The sequence below is a fragment of the Streptomyces sp. NPDC093225 genome, assembly GCF_044753805.1.
Lineage (GTDB): Bacteria > Actinomycetota > Actinomycetes > Streptomycetales > Streptomycetaceae > Streptomyces.
Map to the genome: position 1 here is coordinate 20,257 of NZ_JBIVNX010000064.1, position 17,254 is coordinate 37,510.

Here is a 17,254-nt window from a genome sequence, read left to right on the forward strand (position 1 = left end):
GAGGCTTAAAACTTCCATCGCTAGTTTTTACTGCGCCGCCGGAGGCCCCACCGTGTCCGCACTGCCGCCGTTCGACCCCGCCGACCCCATCGGCATCGACGACCTGCTCAGCCCCGAGGACCTGGCGGTCCGCGACACGGTCCGCAGCTGGGCCGCCGACCGCGTCCTGCCGTACGTCGCCGAGTGGTACGAGAGCGGCGAGCTGCCCGTCATCCGCGAGCTGGCCCGCGAGCTGGGCTCCATCGGCGCCCTCGGCATGTCCCTGGAGGGCTACGGCTGCGCCGGCGCCAGCGCCGTCCAGTACGGACTGGCCTGCCTGGAGCTGGAGGCCGCCGACTCCGGCATCCGCTCCCTGGTCTCGGTGCAGGGCTCGCTCGCCATGTACGCGATCTGGAAGTACGGCTCGGAGGAGCAGAAGCAGCGCTGGCTGCCCGGCATGGCCGCCGGCGAGCTCATCGGCTGCTTCGGCCTGACCGAGCCCGACGTGGGCTCCGACCCCGCCGCCATGCGCACGTACGCGAAGAAGGACGGCGCCGACTGGGTCCTGACGGGCCGCAAGATGTGGATCACCAACGGCTCGGTCGCGGCCGTGGCCGTGGTCTGGGCGCAGACCGAGGACGGCGTGCGCGGGTTCGTGGTCCCCACCGACGCGCCGGGCTTCAGCGCCCCCGAGATCAAGCACAAGTGGTCGCTGCGCGCCTCGGTCACCAGCGAGCTGGTCATGGACGACGTACGGCTGCCCGCCGACGCGGTGCTGCCGGGCGTCACCGGGCTGAAGGGGCCGCTCGGCTGCCTCAGCCACGCGCGGTACGGGATCGTCTGGGGGGCGATGGGCGCGGCCCGCGCCAGCTTCGAGTCGGCCCTCGACTACGCGCGGACCCGCGAGCAGTTCGGCAGGCCCATCGGCGGCTTCCAGCTCACCCAGGCCAAGCTCGCCGACATGGCGCTCGAACTGCACAAGGGCGTCCTGCTCGCCCACCACCTGGGCACCCGCATGGACGCCGGGAAGCTCCGCCCGGAGCAGGTCAGCTTCGGCAAGCTCAACAACGTGCGCGAGGCGATCGAGATCTGCCGCACCTCCCGGACCATCCTGGGCGCGAACGGGATCTCCCTGGAGTACCCCGTCATGCGGCACGCCACGAACCTGGAGTCGGTGCTCACCTACGAGGGCACCGTCGAGATGCACCAGCTCGTGCTGGGCAAGGCGCTCACCGGACTGGACGCCTTCCGGTAGGCGCTCCGCCGGGCGGGCGCCTGTCCGCGGGCGCCCGGCCCGGTGTCAGCTCTGGTTGAAGAAACCGTCCTGGGAGCGACCGCCCTCACCGTTGACGACCTGGGTGTCCGCCGGGGTCAGCAGGAAGACCCGGGTCGCGACCCGCTCGATGGATCCGCGCAGACCGAAGGTCAGGCCGGCGGCGAAGTCCACCACGCGCTTCGCGTCGGAGGGGTCCATGGAGGAGAGGTTCACGATGACCGGGACGCCGGCCCGGAACAGCTCGCCGATTCCGCGGGCGTCCCGGAAGCCGTCCGGGGTGACCGTGGCGATGCGGCGGCCCTGCTCGACGGCCGAGTCGGAAGCCACCCGCACGCGCGGGTCGGTGACCCACTGGTCACCGGCTCCCGAGTCCTGGGCGTACTCGTCGTCGTAGTAACGCTCGTCGTCACTGTCCTCGACGAGTCCCAGCCAGGCACTCGCCTTGCGCACCGAACCCATGGACGCCTCCTTTCACCGCGGTCAGTTCTTGGTTCCGCTCCCCTATGGTCGTCCATGATGCTGACAGCGCGCCAAGTGGATAGCCGCCGCGCATGTGTTTCGTGACGGTTCTGGTGCAGAACATCCGCTGGCGTGGCAAGGATCTTCACGGCTCCGGCTGCTGACTGAGTGAAAATACGACGCATCGCTCCGTACGGGTGAGACGGACGGCGTACGGGTGAAGCAAATCCGGTCGGTACGATGCCCCGGCACACGCGATTTGATGCACGGGGGGACCGAAGTGTTCGGAATTGTCAGACCATGCACGCACCGGCTGGGCGAACGATTCAAGACAGAGTGGATGGCCCATCTCTGCGGGCTCTGCCTGGCACTTCGCGGCGACCACGGACAGCTCGCCCGGGTCGTCACGAACTACGACGGCCTGCTCGCCTCCGTCCTGACGGAGGCTCAGGCCGGCACGGCCCCCGCGGACCGTCGCACCGCCGGTCCCTGCCCGCTGCGCGGGATGCGCAGCGCCTCCATAGCCCAGGGCGAGGGCGCGCGGCTCGCCGCCGCGGTGTCGCTGGTGCTCGCCTCGGCGAAGCTGCGCGACCACGTGGCCGACCGGGACGGGGTGTTGGCCCGGGCGCCGCTGGCGGCCGCCGCCCGTACCGTGGCCCGCAGCTGGGACCGGGCGGGCGCCCGGACCGGCGCGGCGGTGGGCTTCGACACGGCCGTGCTGGTCGACGCGGTGGACCGGCAGGGCGGCATCGAGGCGCTGGCCGGACCCGGCACGCCGATCCTCACCGTGACCGAGCCGACCGAGACCGCGACCGCGGCCGCCTTCGCCCATACCGCGGTGCTCGCCGGCCGGCCCGGCAACGCGGTTCCGCTGGCCGAGGCCGGCGCCCTCTTCGGCCGCCTCGCGCACCTGCTGGACGCGGTCGAGGACCAGGACGCCGACGCGGCCTCGGGGGCCTGGAACCCGCTCACCGCGACCGGGACCTCCCGCGAGGAGGCGCGCCGCCTGTGCGAGGACGCGCTGCACGGGATCCGGCTCGCGCTCAAGGAGGTCGAGTTCGCCAACCGCGGCCTGGCCCACCTGCTGCTCGTCCACGAACTGCGCACCTCCGTGGACCGCGCCTTCGGCACGAGCTCGTGCGGGCACGCGCAGGGCGGCGGCCAGGGCTCCGGGCTGCTGCTCGCGGACGGTTCGCCGGCGGCCGGGCTCCTCGCACCCGAGGGCAACGGACCGTACGGGAACAACCCCTACGGCAACCCGTACGGGCCCGGCAGCCCCGTGATGCCGCCGCCGCCCGGCGGGCCCGGCGGCCCGCACCGCCCGCACAAGCCGCCGCGCGGGCTGCTCGCGGGGTGCGCGGCGTTCCTGGGGCTGTTCTGCACCTGCCAGATGTGCTGCACCGAGCACGAGGGCCCGTGGTCCCGCAAGAAGCGGGACGCGTGGTGCGAGGCCTGCGACTGCGGGAACTGCTGCCCGGACTGCAGCGGCTGCGACGGCTGCTGCGACTGTGACTGCGACTGCTGCTGTGACGGGTGCGACTGCGGTTGCAGCTGATGTGACCACCGGTCGGCGGGCGCCCCGGTGATCGCGTGTCCCGCCGTGCGCCGATGTCCCGTCGGGGTGTCAGGAGCGCGCTGGTCCGGGCAGGTCCGTACGGCGTAGCCCGGGATGCCCGAGGGCTCCGGTGTGGAAATCTGACGGCATGACGGATGACACCGCGGCGCACGCCGCCGGCGGGCAGCACCGGCGCGCCCGCCGGAACGGGGCCGCGCCCGGGCTTTGCGGGCCGCGCGCGCTGACCGGAACCCACTGCCCCCACGGCTACCCGGAAGGTCGAATTCCGGCCGTTCCGGGGAGCCGGCGCGCGACGCCGGACCCGGTGGTGCCGCCCGCGGAAGCCGGGGAGGGCCCGTTCCCCGACGGCCCCTCCCTCGACGGCAGCTCCTCCGCGGACCACCCCGTCCGCCCGTTCCCGCCGCACGGCACCACCCCGCCGGTCGGCGCCGGGGCGGGCGGAAGGCGGCTGAAAGCCGCCCTTGCGACCGTTACCTGACGCCACGACACTCCCGAGCAGCGCTTGTCAGGGACACGACGGGCATGCATTCCGGACGCCTCCGGTCCGCCCGCAACGCCCCCGACTGCGCCTCACCGGGCCCCCGTGACCCCCACTAGCGGGCCCCCGATCCCCCCTGGGAGGAACGAGAAGTGAGGAAGAAGCGCATCACCCCCACCCGGCTGACCGCCCTCGCCGCCGGACTGGCCGCCTGCGTCGCCCTCGCCGCCCCCGCCGCCGGCGCCTCGGGCGGCACGGACGAGGGAGGCGGCTACAGCCCCGCCCGACTCGCGGCCGCCGACGCGTCGGTCCTGCGCGCCGACGTCGCGGGCACCGCCTGGCACACCGACCCCGCGACCGGCACCCTCGTCGTGGTCGCCGACTCGCGCGTCTCCCCGGCCGACATCGCCCGGATCAGGGCCGCGGCCGGCGCGAACGCCGGAGCGCTCCGGATCGAACGCACCCCCGGGCGGTTCAGCAAGCTGATCTCCGGCGGCGACGCCATCTACGCCAGCAGCTGGCGCTGCTCGCTCGGCTTCAACGTCCGCAGCGGCACCACCTACTACGTCCTGACCGCCGGGCACTGCACCGACGGCGCCGGCACCTGGTGGACCAACTCCTCCCACACCACCACCATCGGCGCCACGGTGGGTTCCAGCTTCCCGGTCGACGACTACGGCCTGGTCCGCTACGACAACACCTCGCTCAGCCACCCCGGAGCGGTGGGCAGCCAGGACATCACCAGCGCCGCGAACGCCACGGTGGGCATGTCCGTCACCCGCCGCGGCTCCACCACCGGCACCCACAGCGGTTCGGTGACCGGTCTCAACGCCACCGTCAACTACGGCGGCGGGGACGTCGTCTACGGCATGATCCGCACCAACGTCTGCGCCGAACCCGGCGACAGCGGCGGCCCGCTCTACTCCGGCACCCGCGCCGTCGGCCTGACCTCCGGCGGCAGCGGCAACTGCACCTCGGGCGGCACCACGTTCTTCCAGCCCGTCACCGAGGCGCTGGCCGCGTACGGGGTGAGCGTCTACTGAGCGACCGCCCCCGGCGCCCCGTCCGCGCCCCTGGACGAACCCTCCCGTTCTGGGAGGATGTCCGGGGGCGCGCGGGCGCGTCCGGCACGGTCGGGTCGACGCGACGGGGGCGGGCATGAAGCGGATCGGAGTGACCGGCCACCGGGCGATACCGGGTGAGCTGACCGACTTCGTCCGCGACGGGCTCCGGGCCCTGCTGGGCGCCCACGAGGGCCCCCTGGAGGCCCTGTCCTGCCTCGCCGAGGGCGCCGACCAGATCTTCGCCGACATCGCCCTCGAGTGCGGGGCCGACCTGACGGTCGTCATCCCGAGCGGTGACTACGAGCAGACCTTCGCCGACCCCGACGCCCTGGACCGCTACCGGCGGCTGAAGGCCCGGGCCGCACAGGAGGTCCGGATGGACCACGCCCGGTCGACGGACGAGGCGTACTACGCGGCCGGCGCCTTCATCGCCGACGCCTGCGACCGGCTGGTCGCGGTCTGGGACGGCCGGCCCGCCCGCGGCCGGGGCGGCACCGGCGACATCGTCGCGTACGCGCGGTCCCTCGGGAAGCCGGTCACCGTCATCTGGCGGGAAGGGGTCCGCAGGGACTGATCGGCGTATCCGACGCTACGTCAACTGCTGTGTCGGGCAAGCCAGTCGGTGTGCTGGGGCGAGACGTAGCGCTCGGTCTCGTAGACGGCCGAGGGCCACTGGTCCTCCGTGATGGTGGTCTGCATGACGACCATCATCGCCGCCAGGTCCTGCTCGATGAGCGTGTGCGCCTCGATCAGCGGATGGTGCCGCCGCATCTCGTGCCAGGCGATCGCGGCCGCCGCGGCCGCGCTCAGCAGTGCCGGGAGCGTTCCCGCCGGGCCCGGGCCGAAGGTCCTGAACAGGGCGGACAGCAGACCGAGCGCCGTCAGGAGCACGATCGTCCACGACCACAGCGCCGTCGCCCGCCGGGAGGTCTCGGTCCTGCGGCGGTACCAGTTGCGCTGCTCGATGAGCCGGTCGCGGACGTACGTATCGCGCCGCACCGCGTAGACCCGGCCCCGCAACTGCTCCATGGGGACCGTCATTTCGGCGCCCTGCGGGACCTCGCCCGACTGCCGCGGATCCGCCCAGCCCATCTTCCTGAGCTCGTCCAGCCCCGACTCCAGCCGGGTACGGTACAGCTCTTCGTCGTCGGCTCCAGCCGCCCCGAAAGGCGCACCGTGAACGGCGTACCGCCAGGCAAGCGACTTGATGAACTCCGCAGCGGACCGGTTGAGCTGCCACTGCGGGCGCGCCCGGCGCCGGGTGCTGTGCACCCCGATCGCCAGCACGCCCCCGTACGCCAGCAGGCTCAGCAGCCCGAACGGCCGTACCGCGCCCAGGGCCACGCCGGACGGCAGGGCCGAGGCGGCCGCGGCCACCAGGAGCAGCACCAGCTGGGCGCGCACGGCCCGGACGGACTCCCGCTGGCGCGCGACCGCGGCCCGGTCCGCGTGGTGGAAAAGCGCCGGGAGGTCCTCGTTCCTGAAAGTCGTGCCGTTCGGAGATCCGCGATTTTCCATCACAGCTCACCCCCCAGTTCGCCGTTCCGGTGCTCACTCTTTCGATAGAACGCCTGACCGCGCCTCATGTCTTGCGGTTGCCTACGGGGTGCAGAAGAGTAAAGTCCCCACCGACACTAGCGCGTCGCAGTTGTCATTTCCATGCCGATTCTCTAAGGACTGCCGTGAACACCACCGCAACCCGCGCCGCCGATGCGGACAAGACCCGTCGCGTTTCCCTCGCCGACATCGACGTACGCAGCGTGTCTGCGGAGGCCGTACTGGGTCGGGTGCTGCCGTCCGAATCCGGCCGTCCCGTCCAGAGCCCGATCTTCAACTCGGCTCTCTAGCATCGGCTCCACGGCTCTATCCTCTGTGGAATGACCGGCCTGATCGCATTTCGCGAGATCGTCCTCAAGGTGCACAGCAGATGCGATCTCGCATGTGATCACTGCTACGTCTACGAACACGCGGACCAGAGCTGGCGGGCCCGGCCGAAAACGATCTCGGAAGAGGTCGTCGCACGGACCGCGGCACGGCTCGCCGAACACGCCCGGGACCATGCGCTCCCCTCCGTCACCGTGATCCTTCACGGGGGGGAGCCGCTCTTGGCGGGTCCCGCCCGACTGCGCCTGGTGTGCGAGGAGTTCACCCGCGCCCTCGCCGGCACCGCGGAGCTCGACCTCCGCATCCACACCAACGGCCTCCAGCTGGGCCCCCGTTACCTCGACCTCTTCGCCGAGTACGACGTGAAGGTCGGCGTCTCCCTCGACGGCGACCGCACCGCCAACGACCGGCACCGCCGCTTCGCGGACGGCCGCACCAGCCACCCGCTGGTCCTCAAGGCCCTCGACCTCCTGCGCTCGGCCCCCTACCGCCACCTGTACCAGGGCCTGCTGTGCACCGTCGACGTCGAGAACGACCCCGTCGCCGTCCTCGACGCGCTCGTCGCCCTCGAACCGCCCCGCATCGACTTCCTGTTGCCGCACGCCACGTGGGAGACGCCCCCCGCGCGCCCCGACGGCGCCCCCGACGCGTACGCGCGCTGGCTGCTGCGCGCCTTCGACCGCTGGGAGGACGCCGGCCGGCCGGTGCCCGTACGGCTCTTCTCCTCCCTGCTCAGCACGCTGGCCGGCGGCCCCAGCCTCACCGAGTCCCTCGGGCTGGCCCCCACCGACCTCGTCGTCGTCGAGACCGACGGCTCCCTGGAGCAGGTCGACTCCCTCAAGAGCGCCTACGAAGGGGCCGCCGCCACCGGCTTCGACGTCTTCACCCACTCCCTCGACGAGGTCGCCGCCCACCCGGGGGTGCGCGCCCGCCAACTCGGCCTCGGGGGCGTCAGCGCCACGTGCCGCGCCTGCCCCGTCGTACGCTCGTGCGGCGGCGGGCTCTACACCCACCGCTACCGGGCCGCCACCGGCTTCGAGAACCCCTCCGTGTACTGCGCCGACCTCAAGGAGCTCGTCGAGGGCGTGGCCGGCCGCACCGCCCGCTCCGGCACCGCCCCCGCCCTGGCCGACCCCGCCGAACTGGCCGCCGCCCAGCACGAGCTCACCCGCGTCCTGCTCGCCCGCCTCCACCACGACCTCGCCGGCGCGCCCGCTCCCACCGGCACGTACGGTGCGGGCGGCACCGGCCGGGCCCGCTCCTGGGAAGAGGACTGGGCCCGTTCCTGGGAGCTGATCGGCGCCGTCGAGGAGTCCGGGGACGCGCTCGACCCCGTACTGGACCACCCCTACACGCGCACCTGGCTGCTGGAGACGCTGGAGGAACTGCGCGCGGGCCGGCCCGCCGGGGCCGGTGCCGCCCGACGGCTGGCCGCCCTCGCCGCCGCGGCGGTGCTGCGCGCCGGCCTCGACCTGCCGGCCCCCGTCCCGTACCGGGACGGCGAGGTCTACCTGCCCACGCTCGGGCTGCTGCGGATCGGCGCCCCCGGCACGGCGGGCCGGGCCGCGCTGCGGGCCGCCGACCGCGGGTTCGTCGTGCGCGACGGGCGCCGCGAGCACCGCTTCGGGGCCGACGGGTCGGACTCCCGCTGGCAGCCCGTGCGCCGCTGGCGCGCGGCCGGGCACGACGGCGCCGGCCCGGCGGAGACCGCGCTCGACGACCTCGATCCGTACCGGCACTGCTTCACCCGCCCGCCGCGGCTGCGGCTCGGCGCCGGCGAGGCCGCCGAGTGGGGCCGGCGGCTGTCGGACGCCTGGCGGCTGCTGCACGGCGCCGTGCCCGCGCTGGCCCGGCAGGCGGCCGCCGGACTGACCACCCTGACCCCGCTGGCCGGCGGCCCGCGGACCGGGCGCGGCGAGGCCGGGCGGCACGGCCCCGGCGCGCTGGGCGTGCCGTACGCCGGCGGGGTGCGCGAGACCGCGCTGGCCCTGCTGACCGGGCGGCGCCGGGCCCGGCTGCGGGCCCTGGCGGAGGTGGCCGACCTATACGCGCTGGACGGGGAGTGGCTGCACCCCTCGCCCTGGCGCGACCGGCCGGTTCCGGTGTCACGCCTGCTGGCCGACGTGCACGAGCGGGTGGCGGTGGAGGCCTTCCGCCGGGCGGCGGGAGTCGTGCCGTCGCCGTACGCGGGCCCGGCGGACCGGATCGAGCGGGCGCTGGACCGGCTGGGGGACGCCGCCGAGCTCACCACGACGGGCCGGTCCCTGGTCACGGAGCTGCGCGCGGAGCTGAAGGGGGCCGGAGTGTGAGCGGGGGCGCCGCGGGCCTGCACGCGCAGGTGCGCGAGCTGGGACTGGGCCCCGGCGACCGGGTGCTCGCGCACGCCGGACTGCGGGGGACGGGTCTGGCGGCGGAAGCGGTGCGCGACGCCCTGGTCGACGTCCTCGGGCCGGCCGGCACGCTGGTCGTGCCGGCCTTCACGGCGCAGAACTCCAGCACCTCCGGTGCGCACCTGGCGCTGACCGCCGGGATGACCGGGGCCGAGGCGGCGGCGTTCCGGGCGGCCATGCCGGCCTTCGATCCGTGGCGCACCCCCAGCCACGGCATGGGCCGGCTCGCGGAATGCGTGCGGACCAGTCCCGGGGCCCGCCGCAGCGCCCATCCGCAGACGTCGTTCGCGGCGCTGGGACGGGACGCGCGCTGGCTGTGCGCGGGGCACCGGACGGAATGCCACTTGGGGGAGGAGTCACCACTGGGAACGCTGTTCTGGGCGGGGGCGAAGATTCTCCTGATCAATGTGGGATTTTCGGTGTGCACCGCCTTCCATCTTGCGGAGTACCGCATTCCCAAACCCCCGGTGCGCGAGTACCGGTGCGTGGTGAATCTTCGGGGTAAGGCGCGGTGGATCGGGTACGAGGATGTCGCGCTCGACGACGGTGATTTCGCGGAGATCGGCTCCGCGTTCCCGGAATCCGCACTGCGCCGGGGGCGACTGGGAGGGGCGGCCGCGATGACGTTCGAGATCACCGATGCGGTGGACCACGCCCTTGCCTGGATGACCGAAAATAGGCGTTGATTGACTGAACGCCCAAGGGGATCGTTCCTTTCGGTGTGAGTGGTCATCACGGGACGGGGGTCGTGTGCCTTCAGCAGCGCAGCCGTACTTCTTTCTCAGTTATGCGCATACCCCGAGGTACGCGGCGGGCGGGCCCGACCCCGACATGTGGGTCGAGCGGCTCTTCCGCGACCTGTGCGGCCACGTGATGGCCCTGACGGACCTGCCCGCCGGCTCGGCCGCGGGCTTCATGGACCGGGAGATACGCTCCGGCGAGGGCTGGTCCGAGCGGCTGGGCGCCGCCCTCGCCTCCTGCCTGGTCTTCGTACCGCTGTTCTCGCCCCGCTACTTCGCCAGCGAGATGTGCGGCAAGGAGTGGTACGCCTTCGCCGAGCGGGCCATCCGGCACAGCGCACTCAGCAACGAGCCCGCCGAGGCCATCGTGCCGGCCCTGTGGGTCCCCGTACCGCCCGACCAGCTCCCCGGACCCGCCGAGCGGTTGCAGTTCAACCACAACACCTTCGGCGACCGCTACGTCACCGACGGGCTGTACGGGCTGATCAAGCTCCGCAGCTACGCCGAGCAGTACGAGCGGGCCGTCTACGAGCTCGCCAAGCGCATCGTCCGCGTGGCCGAGTCGGTCCGGCTGCGCACCAGCCGCCCCGTCGACTACCGCATGGTCCCCAGCGCCTTCGGCCCCCGCCGCGCGGTGCCGGCCGGCCCCGCCGGCACCGCCCGCACCATGCAGGTCACGGTGGCCGCCGCCACCCGGCACGACCTGCCCGAGGGCCGCAGCGCCGAGTACTACGGCGAGAGCGCCCTGGACTGGAACCCGTACCACCCCGACGCCCGCCGCCCGGTCGCGTACGTCGCCGAGGACCTGGTGCGGTCGCTCAACTACCAGACCACCACGGCCTCCTTCGACGACGAGGCCGGGCACTTCGACAGCAAACAGCCCCCCACCCGGCCGGAGATCCTCATCGTGGACCGCTGGGCGGTGGCCGACGAGCAGCGCCGGCAGCGCCTGGCCGCCTTCGACCAGGAGCACCGGCCCTGGGTGAGCGTGGTCGTGCCGTGGAACCGGTTCGACCACCAGAGCCGCGCGAAGGAGAGCGAGTTGGTCCATCGGCTGGAGGACACCCTGCCGGTCAAGATGAGCCAGGGACGGGCCGCCTGCCGGGCCGCGGCCAACGGCGTGACCAGCATGGAGGCCCTCGGGCAGATCCTGCCGCAGGTGGTCGAGGCCGCCGCGCAGCAGTTCCTCAGACACGCCCAGGTCTACCCCCCGGCGGGCGGCCACACCGAACGGCCGCGCCTGCTGGGGCCGATGGGCATGACCGGCCCGCCCCCACCACCCCCGCCGCCCTTCCCGGCGGCCCCGGCACCCCGCCCCACCGGGCCCACGCCCCCGCCCCCGCCCTCGCCCTCGTACGACGACCTCGACACCGATGCGGAGGACACGGATGACGGCCAGTCGTGACGGACGCATCGTCACCTTCTACTCGTACAAGGGCGGCACCGGCCGCACCATGGCCCTGGCCAACACCGCCTGGATCCTCGCCGCCAACGGCAAGCGGGTGCTGGCCGTCGACTGGGACCTCGAGGCCCCCGGCCTGCACCGCTTCTTCCACCCCTTCCTGGACCCCTCCACCCTCGGCGCCACCACCGGCGTCATCGACCTGATCACCGAGTACGCCTGGGCCGCCACCAGCCCCGTGCAGCGCTCCGAGAACTGGCACCACGACTACGCCCGCATCCAGCAGCACGCCGTCTCGCTCACCCCCGAGGCGCTCGGCTGGGAGTTCCCCGACGGCGGCACCCTCGACTTCGTCTCCGCCGGCCGGCAGAACCGCGAGTACTCGGCCACCGTCTCCACCTTCGACTGGGACAACTTCTACGACCGGCTCGGCGGCGGCCTGTTCTTCGACGCCCTGCGCGCGGACATGAAGAAGCACTACGACTACGTCCTGATCGACAGCCGCACCGGCCTGAGCGACATCGCCGACATCTGCACCGTGCACCTGCCCGACGTCCTGGTCGACTGCTTCACCCTCTCCGACCAGTCCATCGACGGCGCCGCCGCCGTCGCCCGGCAGATCGACGAGCGGTACGCCGACCGCGGGATCCGGATCTACCCCGTGCCCATGCGCATCGACGAGGGCGAGAAGGAGAAGGCCGACGCCGGGCGCGCGCTGGCCCGGGTCAGGTTCGACCGGTTCCCCAGCGGGCTGGCCGGGGACGAGGCCACCGCCTACTGGGGCGCGGTGGAGATCCCGTACCGGCCGTACTACGCGTACGAGGAGACCCTCGCCACCTTCGGCGACGAGGCGGGCCTGACCAACTCCCTGCTGTCCGCCTTCGAACGCCTGACCTCCGTGGTCAGCGAGGGCCGGATCACCGCCATGCCCGCGATCACCGAGGACGTCCGGCTGCGGATCCGCGACGCCTTCACCCGGCGGCGCCCCGCCCTGCCCGCCGACCTGTCGCTGTACTACGTGGCCGAGAACCGGATGTGGGCCGACTGGGTCGAGTCCGTCCTGACCCGGGCCGGCTTCCGCGTCGTGCCGCGGGACGTCTCGGCCGAGCGGCCCGGCGCCGGTCCCGGTACCGGCGCGGGCCTCGGCGTCGGTGCCGGCCTCGGGTCCGGCCCGGCCGCCGGGGCGCCGTCCGGTCCGGCCGCCGGCTCCGGAGACACCCTCGGCGGCGGCTTCTCCCTCGGCGAGAGCCCGTCCCGCACCGTGGTCCTGCTCTCCGCCGCCTTCACCAAGTCCGCCCGCGCCATGGAGGCGCTGGAACGGATCGCCGGCGAGGACCTCACCTCCAGCCGCCGCAGCCTCGTACCGCTGCGCGTCGGCGACGTCCGGCTGAGCGCCCCGTACCTGGACCGCAGCCCGGTCGACCTGTTCCGGCTCGACGAGGCGCACGCCACCACGGCGCTGCTGCGCACCCTGGAGCGGCCCGCCCAGCCCGCCGACGGAGCGATCCCCGGACCCCGGTTCCCCGGCACCGTCCCCAAGATCTGGAACGCGCCGCCCCGCAACCCCGGATTCACCGGCCGCAGCATCGTCCTGGAGCGGATGCGCGACCAGCTCGGCGGCGGGATCTCCGTCGTCCTGCCGCAGCCGCAGACCCTGTACGGGCTCGGCGGCGTGGGCAAGACCCAGGTGGCGCTCGAATACGTGCACCGCTTCATGGCCGACTACGACCTGGTGTGGTGGATCTCCTCCGAGCAGACCGACGACGTGGTGGCCGGCCTGGCCGAACTCGCCGTCCGGCTCGGCGCCCAGACCGGCGAGGACATGGCCGCCGCCTCCCAGGAGGCCATCGACCTGCTCAGGCTCGGCCGGCCCACCTCCCGCTGGCTGCTGGTCTTCGACAACGCCGACGACCCCGAGACGCTCAAGCGCTTCTTCCCGCCCGGTGGACCCGGCCACATCCTCGTCACCTCCCGCAACCAGAGCTGGTCGCAGTACGGGGACGCGCTCCCGGTCGACGTGTTCCTGCGCGAGGAGTCCGTCGAGCACCTCCAGCGGCGCGCCCCCGGCCTGACGGCGGAGGACGCCGACCAGGTGGCCACCGCCGTCGGCGACCTGCCGCTGGCCGTCGAGCAGGCCGGCGCCTGGATCGCCGAGACCGCCACGCCCGTCTCCGCGTACCTCGAACAGCTGGCCCAGCAGGCCGCCCGCGTCCTCGGCCTCAACCAGCCGGCGGGCTACCCCGAGCCGGTGGCCGCGACGTGGAACGTGTCGATAGAGCGCCTGCAGAGCCGCTCGCCCGCCGCGGTCCGCCTGCTCCAGCTGTGCGCCTTCTTCGCGCCCGAGCCGATCAGCGCGAACCTCCTCTACAGCAAGGAGATGATCGACGCGCTCAAGCCGTACGACGCCTCGCTCCAGGAGAAGCTGGTCCTCGGCCGGGTCATCCGCGAGATCGGCCGCTTCGCCCTGGCCAAGGTCGACCAGGTCAGCAACAGCATCCAGGTCCACCGCCTGGTGCAGGCCGTCATCCGGGCCCAGCTGAGCGAGGAGGAGCAGCGCGAGGCCCGGCACGCGGTGCACCGCATCCTGGCCGGCGCCCGGCCCGACGACGACGAGCCGATAGACAACCCCGACACCTGGCCGAGGTTCGCCACCATCTGGCCCCACCTGGGCACCTCCGAGGCCCGGTTGTGCTCCGAGCCGGAGACCCGGCGGCTGCTCATCGACCGGGTCCGCTACCTGTGGAAGCGCGGCGACTTCAAGGCCGCCTTCCAACTCGCCAGCGAACTGCGGGAGGTGTGGAAGGAGACCCTCGGCGACAGCGACCTGCAGTACCTGTACCTGCGCTTCCACCTCTCCAACATCCTGCGCTCGCAAGGGCGGTTCGTGGAGGCCAAGGAGCTCGACGAGGTCACGCTCGAACGGCAGGTGACCGCCCTCGGCCCGTCCCACCCGCACACCTACATGACCACCAGCGGCCTGGCCATGGACCTCGGTGCGCTCGGCCGGTACGGCAAGGCCATGGAACTGGCCACCGCCGCGCACAACGGCTTCAGCCAGATCTTCCACGAGGCCCACCCGCGCACCCTGGCGGCCGCCAACAACCGCGCCCTGAACCTGCGGATGGTCGGCCGCTACAAGGACGCGTACAACATCGACGAGGAGGTCTACCGGCTGCGCCAGGAGGTGCTCGGCCCGGAGCACCCGTACACCCTCTCCTCCGCCCAGAACCTCGCCCGCGACCTGCGCGAGATCGGCCGCTACGAGGAGTCGGCGCAGCTGCTCAGCCGGACGTACCAGACCTACAAGGACGGACTCGGCCGCGCCTTCCCCGGCACGCTCGCGGCCGGCAAGAGCCTGGCCGTGTCGCTGCGCCGGGCCGGACTGCTGGAGGACGCGCTGCGGCTCACGAAGGCCACCCGGGCCCGCTACAAGGCGAAGTACACCTCGGTCAACCCCGACCTGCTGGCCTGCGACCTGAACTACGCGGCCGACCTCTTCGCCGCGGGGGAGGCGGAGCTGGCCCGCGACACCGCCCAGGAGGTGGTGGACGAGTACGTGCAGGTGCCGGGGGCCCGGCACCCGTACACGCTGGCCGCCATCAACAACCTCGCGGTCTTCCACTGGGGGACGGGCGCGCCGGAGGTGGCGGAGAAGAAGCTCAAGGACGCGATCGCGCTCATGCGGGACGTCCTGGGCGACGACCATCCGCACACCGTGTGCGCCACGCTGAACCTGGCCAACGCCCAGGCGGACCTCGGCGATCCGGAGGGGGCGCTGGCGCTGGAGACGGCGGCACTGGCCCGGCTGCGCGCGGCGCTCGGGGCCGACCACCCGGACACGCTGAGCGCGGCCTGCAACCTGTCGGTCACCTTCGACGCGCTGGGCCGCAAGGAGGAGGCCGCGCGGCTGCGGGCCGAGGCGGTGGCGGAGCTGACCCGGCAGCTGGGCGACGACCACGCGCTGACCCGGTACGCGCGGGAGGCCCGCCGGGTGCACCGGGACCTGGAGCCGCTGGCGGTGTGAGGGTTGCCGCCCGGCACGGCGCGCCGTCAGCCGAACGGCGTGCCGTCCTGGCGGCAGACGGTGCCCTCGGGCGGCAGCGTCCCGTCGGTCAGGAGGGCGCTGATGCGGTCCTGGGCGCACCGGCTCGGGTTGAGCAGCTCGGTGTGCCCGAAGCCGTTCACCGTCAGGAACCGGGCGCCCGGCAGCTCGCGGGCCGTCCGGGCGGAGCTCGCGTACGGAGTGGCCGGGTCGAAGGTGTTCCCGACGACGAGGACGGGGACGTCCGGCGCGGTGTTCCAGGGCCCGCGGTAGGGGTCGGCGGCGCGTGCCGTCCAGCCGGCGCAGACCGCGGCCCAGGGCCAGCCGGTGACCCCGGCCCGGTGCTCCGAGGTCTTCGCCTGGTCGACGTACTCCGGGACCGCGCCCGGGTTGGGGCTCTCGCCGCAGATGACGGACCGCTGCCGGCCGGCGCTGGTGGTGTACGGGGCGGCCGCGGGGGAGGCCGGGGGCTGCTGAGTCCGGGAGCTCGGCGGGGGCGGCGCGGTGCCGGCCGGCCTGGGCTGCCCGCTCGCCTTCCACACCTCCTGCACCGTGTCCGCCACCGCGGACCAGCCGGGGAACCGGTCGAAGCCCTTGACGGGCCGGACGGTGTAGAGCGCGCTCTGGACCTGCACCTCGAGGCCCGGACCGTCCAGGTCCTGGCCGTCCACGGTCACGGGCTCGCGGGTGATGCGCGCCAGGAGGTCGTCCCACTTCTGCCGGGTGGCGGCTACGGACCCGGCGGCGAAGGAGCACTTCGCGGGCCCGGCCAGGCCGCACCGGTGGACGAACTCGTCCATGGTCCGGGCCGCGCCGACGTCGGAGCCCACGCGCAGGAAGGTCGACAGGTCCGGGTCGGACGCGTCGCGGGCGGCCCAGGCCGTCGGGAAGACCGCGCCGTCGAGCACGGCCGCGCGCACGTGGTCGGGGAACATGTTGAGGTACGTGGCGCCGAGGAAGGTCCCGTAGGACGTGCCGTAGTACGTGATCTCCTCTTCGCCGACGGCCTGCCGCAGCCGGTCGAGGTCCCGGGCGTTGTCGGCGGTCGAGACGTGCGCGAGGAGGTCGCCGGCGTGGCCCACGCAGCGCTCGTTGAGGCGCTTCTGGAAGTCCAGGTACGCCGTCATCTGCGCGTCCGTCCGCGGGACGCCGCCCTGCGGCGCCCCGGCGGCCGTGAAGTCCGCCTCCGCGGCCGCCGAGTCGAAGCACTGGACCACCGGGGTCGTGCCGCCGCCCATCCCGCGCGGGTCCCAGCTGACGATGTCGAAGCGCCGGCGCACCTCTTCGGGGAAGCCGGTGACTGCGACGGGCAGATAACGGGTGCCGGCGTCGCCGGGCCCGCCGGGATTCCAGAAGAGGGTCCCCAGCCGGCCCTTCCGGTCACTCGCCGGGTGCCGGATGAGCGCGAGCGTGAACCGCCCCTTCCCGGGGGCCCCGTAGTCCTGCGGCACGGTCGTCTTCGCGCACTCGAAGGCGTCGGCGGGCATGCTGCCGGGCGCCGCCTTCGGGCAGGCACCCCACTGGAGTGCCGCGGGCCGGGCGGCCGCGGGCTGCGGGCCCGCGGGGGCGAGGGCCAGAGCGGCCACGGCGGCCGCGACGGCCAGGACCGCCCTGCCGGGCCTTCGGGCGTACGTCCTCATGGCGGTCCCCCGATCGGAGGAGGGGAGGGAGAGCCCGGGCGAGTGCCCGCCCGGGCGCGGCGGGACGCGGCACCGGCGGAACGCCCCGTCCATCCTCGCACCGGACCCCCACTCCCGCGCGGCGTGGGCACGACACCGGTCACCGGCTCCTCGGCGGTGGCGGGCGTACCCGCGGCGCGTGGGCCCGCCGCCCCGGCCACCGCATCCTCGGCGGTGCCTGGCGGGTCCCGTGGTGTGTGGGGGAGGCGCTTGAGCCGGTATGGCAGGCTGGTCCGGAGGCAGGCCCGGGCCTGGGGTGGCCGTAGGCCAGGGCCGAAGGCCCCG

At 73.6% G+C, this 17,254-nt stretch carries 12 protein-coding genes; 9 read left to right on the forward strand and 3 right to left on the reverse strand.

Annotated elements, in window-relative coordinates; all coding sequences use genetic code 11:
• The first annotated feature begins 52 nt into the window (after window positions 1-52).
• The gene (locus tag ACIQCH_RS34435; protein WP_402587575.1) at window positions 53-1,234 is read left to right on the forward strand and encodes an acyl-CoA dehydrogenase family protein; all 1,182 of its coding nucleotides are present in this window, start codon (window positions 53-55) and stop codon (window positions 1,232-1,234) included.
• Between the two features lie 45 nt (window positions 1,235-1,279).
• Here ACIQCH_RS34435 and ACIQCH_RS34440 read toward each other — a convergent pair whose 3' ends face one another.
• Window positions 1,280-1,714 (reverse strand): cell division protein SepF, encoded by a 435-nt coding sequence (locus ACIQCH_RS34440; RefSeq protein ID WP_030205226.1) that lies wholly within the window; start codon window positions 1,712-1,714, stop codon window positions 1,280-1,282.
• A 280-nt stretch (window positions 1,715-1,994) separates the two neighbouring features.
• Here ACIQCH_RS34440 and ACIQCH_RS34445 point away from each other — a divergent pair, with 280 nt between their 5' ends.
• The 3 genes from ACIQCH_RS34445 to ACIQCH_RS34455 all read left to right on the forward strand — a co-directional run bounded on the left by ACIQCH_RS34445 (window position 1,995) and on the right by ACIQCH_RS34455 (window position 5,406).
• Complete coding sequence (locus ACIQCH_RS34445) at window positions 1,995-3,269, forward strand: DUF5685 family protein (RefSeq protein ID WP_402587576.1); 1,275 nt, start codon at window positions 1,995-1,997, stop codon at window positions 3,267-3,269.
• Window positions 3,270-3,920: 651 nt separating this feature from the next.
• Window positions 3,921-4,811, forward strand: coding sequence for a S1 family peptidase (locus ACIQCH_RS34450; RefSeq protein ID WP_402587578.1), 891 nt, complete (start codon window positions 3,921-3,923; stop codon window positions 4,809-4,811).
• Window positions 4,812-4,926: 115 nt separating this feature from the next.
• A complete protein-coding gene (locus tag ACIQCH_RS34455; RefSeq protein WP_402587580.1) occupies window positions 4,927-5,406 on the forward strand; it encodes a hypothetical protein in 480 nt (159 codons plus the stop codon).
• Between the two features lie 20 nt (window positions 5,407-5,426).
• Here ACIQCH_RS34455 and ACIQCH_RS34460 read toward each other — a convergent pair whose 3' ends face one another.
• On the reverse strand, window positions 5,427-6,350 hold the full coding sequence (locus ACIQCH_RS34460; protein WP_402587582.1) for a DUF4231 domain-containing protein: 924 nt from the start codon (window positions 6,348-6,350) through the stop codon (window positions 5,427-5,429).
• A gap of 164 nt (window positions 6,351-6,514) precedes the next feature.
• On the opposite strand from ACIQCH_RS34460, the gene ACIQCH_RS34465 reads away from it, so the two are divergent.
• From ACIQCH_RS34465 to fxsT, 5 genes are all read left to right on the forward strand, one after another.
• Complete coding sequence (locus ACIQCH_RS34465; protein WP_402587584.1) at window positions 6,515-6,679, forward strand: FXSXX-COOH protein; 165 nt, start codon at window positions 6,515-6,517, stop codon at window positions 6,677-6,679.
• A gap of 30 nt (window positions 6,680-6,709) precedes the next feature.
• A complete protein-coding gene (gene fxsBH / locus ACIQCH_RS34470) occupies window positions 6,710-9,025 on the forward strand; it encodes a radical SAM/SPASM protein FxsBH, inactivated beta-hydroxylase extension form (RefSeq protein ID WP_402587586.1) in 2,316 nt (771 codons plus the stop codon).
• Window positions 9,022-9,792, forward strand: coding sequence for an aminoglycoside N(3)-acetyltransferase (locus tag ACIQCH_RS34475; RefSeq protein WP_402587588.1), 771 nt, complete (start codon window positions 9,022-9,024; stop codon window positions 9,790-9,792). The genes fxsBH and ACIQCH_RS34475 overlap by 4 nt, the downstream gene beginning before the upstream one ends.
• A gap of 64 nt (window positions 9,793-9,856) precedes the next feature.
• Window positions 9,857-11,251, forward strand: a complete 1,395-nt coding sequence (locus tag ACIQCH_RS34480; protein ID WP_402587590.1) for a TIR-like protein FxsC — start codon at window positions 9,857-9,859, stop codon at window positions 11,249-11,251.
• Complete coding sequence (gene fxsT / locus ACIQCH_RS34485) at window positions 11,235-15,272, forward strand: FxSxx-COOH system tetratricopeptide repeat protein (RefSeq protein ID WP_402587591.1); 4,038 nt, start codon at window positions 11,235-11,237, stop codon at window positions 15,270-15,272. Before ACIQCH_RS34480 ends, fxsT begins: the two co-directional genes overlap by 17 nt.
• 26 nt (window positions 15,273-15,298) lie before the next feature.
• Here fxsT and ACIQCH_RS34490 read toward each other — a convergent pair whose 3' ends face one another.
• Window positions 15,299-16,930, reverse strand: coding sequence for an alpha/beta hydrolase (locus ACIQCH_RS34490; protein ID WP_402587593.1), 1,632 nt, complete (start codon window positions 16,928-16,930; stop codon window positions 15,299-15,301).
• Window positions 16,931-17,254 lie beyond the last annotated feature (324 nt).

Excerpts from the sequence above, each read along its gene's own strand:
- ACIQCH_RS34490 (WP_402587593.1), bottom strand. The coding sequence starts at position 16,930 with ATGAGGACGTACGCCCGAAGGCCCGGCAGGGCGGTCCTGGCCGTCGCG.
- ACIQCH_RS34455 (WP_402587580.1), top strand. The coding sequence starts at position 4,927 with ATGAAGCGGATCGGAGTGACCGGCCACCGGGCGATACCGGGTGAGCTG.
- fxsT (WP_402587591.1), top strand. The coding sequence starts at position 11,235 with ATGACGGCCAGTCGTGACGGACGCATCGTCACCTTCTACTCGTACAAG.
- fxsBH (WP_402587586.1), top strand. The coding sequence starts at position 6,710 with ATGACCGGCCTGATCGCATTTCGCGAGATCGTCCTCAAGGTGCACAGC.
- ACIQCH_RS34440 (WP_030205226.1), bottom strand. The coding sequence starts at position 1,714 with ATGGGTTCGGTGCGCAAGGCGAGTGCCTGGCTGGGACTCGTCGAGGAC.
- ACIQCH_RS34460 (WP_402587582.1), bottom strand. The coding sequence starts at position 6,350 with ATGGAAAATCGCGGATCTCCGAACGGCACGACTTTCAGGAACGAGGAC.